Source organism: Pontibacterium sp. (genome assembly GCF_041587635.1).
Taxonomy (GTDB): Bacteria; Pseudomonadota; Gammaproteobacteria; order Pseudomonadales; family Balneatricaceae; genus Pontibacterium.
Genome location: NZ_JBFGYC010000599.1, coordinates 1 through 2,361, shown reverse-complemented (window position 1 = coordinate 2,361; position 2,361 = coordinate 1). Strand labels below are relative to the sequence as shown.

Here is a 2,361-nt window from a genome sequence, read left to right as displayed (position 1 = left end):
TGTGGCCCTCAGTCTTGCATACTCTTTGGGTCAAATGGGGCGCGTTTTGCTAATAGATGCTGATATGCGTCGCCCGTCGATAGGCAAAGTATTTGGTTTTGGTTCAAAATCTTCAGGTTTGTCTGACCTCGTTGCTGGTACGGCTGCATTGGAGGATTGTGTTCATTCTTTAGAGAATGAAGGTATTGATGTCTTGCCTTCCGGGTTGATTCCGCCAAATCCTCTTGAATTGCTTTCCTCTGCTCGATTTGCAAAGGTATTAGAAGTTTTAGAGAAGCGCTATGACCGTATTATAATAGATACAGCTCCTTGTCAGGCGGTGAGTGATGCGTTAGTTTTGGCTCCCCTCATTGCGTCGATGGTATATGTCGTCAAGTGCGATGGGGCTCCTGATGCGCAAATAAAAGCAGGGTTAAGACGTTTAGACGAGGTGGATGCTCCGATGGTGGGAGTCGTATTGAACCAAGTCAACCTTAAGAAAGCAGCAAGGTATTATGGGGAAGGATATTCCGGTTACTATGATGTATATGGTTATGGGGCTGATGAGAAAGCTGCATGATAGATCTTCATAGTCACTTATTACCGGGGTTGGATGATGGTGCTCGGACATTGAGTGAATCCCTGCAGCTCGCACGGATTGCAGTTGCAGATGGTATCGAGCATATGACGCTTACGCCACATATTCATCCAGGCCGTTATGAAAATGACATCTCTACTATCCAGCCGATATTTGAGGCGTTTCAGCAAGCATTGAAAGATGAGTTCATTCCTCTAACTGTTAGTATGGCCGGAGAGGTGCGCTTATCGGCTGAGGTCTTGATGTTAGTAGCGGAAAATAAAGTTCCTTTCTTGGGGCGGTGGGATGACAAGAATGTAATGTTATTGGAATTCCCGCATAGTCATATCCCTCCAGGTAGTGATAAATTGGTAAGGTGGCTTCTAGATAGAAATATACTCCCCATGATTGCGCACCCAGAGCGTAATAAGGATATTGTTAGAGATCTAGATATGATTTTTCCTTTTGTGGAGATGGGTTGTCTCTTTCAGTTAACCGCAATGTCTGTGGTTGGACGTTTTGGGATGGGGGGAAGGCAGCGGGCCTTGGAGTTTTTGCAGCGGGGGTGGGCGACCGTAATAGCTACAGATGCTCATAATATTGAGTATCGACCTCCCGTTTTGTCAGAGAGCTACATCGCCGCTCAAGCTATCATAGGGGAAAATGCCGCCAATGACCTAGTATACGGCAACCCGAGGAAGATCACTGGATTGTGATTTATTTCTTGGCTGTGCTGCGTGTTCAAGGTCTGCCCCTTGATTTGTAAGTGGGTCTAAATGATCTGTTGTTTTGAGTTGTTTAATGAAATTCCTCTATAACAAACACAATATTATTGTTCTTTTCGTTATGGTGATTTGCCTTTGGGGGATGTATCACGGTTTTCGCATGGGTGTGGCGGATGTTTTGGCCTATAAGGCAGAATACGCATTAAAAACTTGGGAAAAAGAAAAGCGTCTTCCTAATGAGAGTGAGGTTGGTACGGCGATTATAAATGCTTCATCAGCAGTTTCTTGGGAGTCGGCTAATCCAGAATATATGGATCTTCACGCTCAGGTGCTTCTCTATAAGGCTTTGTTGTATTGGGGCGATAATAAATTTGATCCGATATCGGCCTTGTCAGTGGAGTTGTATCAGCGTTCCATAAAGCGTCGCCCTAATTGGCCTTATACATGGGCCCGCTTGGCGTTGGTGAAGTCTTATAGAAGAGAGTACGACGCAGTATTTTACGAGGCGTTGAGCAATGCGGTGAAGTTAGGTCCTTGGGAGCCTGGAGTTCATACTACGTTAGCTGCTGCGGGGCTGTTTGGGTGGTCAGAACTGAATATAGAATCTCGTAGGTTAGTAGCTAGTAATATTCATCGCGGACTTCGATTCTCGCATAGTGAGCTTGCCAGTATAATCCATCGCTATCGCCGTAAAGCTTCAGTTTGTGGTTACGTTTCTGTTGATGAGTTCAGTAAGAGTCTCTGCGGATGGTGATTTGGTGTTAAGTTACATTGAGGTGGATGGTGCTGCCTCTGTCAGCGAGGTCTGTGGAAACTTCTTTATAGAAAGGTGCTGGTTGTCTTGTTAGATTTCTATCGCGTTCGGCGATGTGATATTGATACTTGGAGTGTTTTCACAACAACTTAAATCTTTTTACTCGGTATTTGGTTCTTATTTTGAGGCAAGGGCTTGAACGTTTAGAAAGTTTAGATGCTTCTATTCGGTTATTCTATAATGGGCCAGCTCCAATTTTTGTAGATAGATCGTAGCTTCTAAAAGTATTGTTTTGCATGTTTCATGGGAGATCTGTCGCTGCTGTG

At 44.6% G+C, this 2,361-nt stretch carries 3 protein-coding genes; all 3 read left to right on the top strand.

Annotation, left to right across the window (positions count from 1 at the left end):
- Positions 1 to 559 (top strand): CpsD/CapB family tyrosine-protein kinase (locus ABYW01_RS19615; RefSeq protein WP_372836063.1); only part of this gene is annotated, 559 nt, incomplete at its 5' end.
- Positions 556 to 1,272 carry a tyrosine-protein phosphatase gene (locus ABYW01_RS19610; protein WP_372836061.1) on the top strand — a complete coding sequence of 239 codons (717 nt, stop codon included), beginning with the start codon at positions 556 to 558 and terminating at the stop codon, positions 1,270 to 1,272. The genes ABYW01_RS19615 and ABYW01_RS19610, both read left to right, overlap by 4 nt.
- Positions 1,273 to 1,357: 85 nt before the next feature.
- A complete protein-coding gene (locus ABYW01_RS19605) occupies positions 1,358 to 2,035 on the top strand; it encodes a VpsP family polysaccharide biosynthesis protein (protein ID WP_372836060.1) in 678 nt (225 codons plus the stop codon).
- The last annotated feature ends 326 nt before the right edge of the window (positions 2,036 to 2,361 follow it).

What these genes read in the sequence shown, in the direction of transcription:
- ABYW01_RS19605 (WP_372836060.1), top strand. Translation starts at nt 1,358, where the DNA reads ATGAAATTCCTCTATAACAAACACAATATTATTGTTCTTTTCGTTATG.
- ABYW01_RS19610 (WP_372836061.1), top strand. Translation starts at nt 556, where the DNA reads ATGATAGATCTTCATAGTCACTTATTACCGGGGTTGGATGATGGTGCT.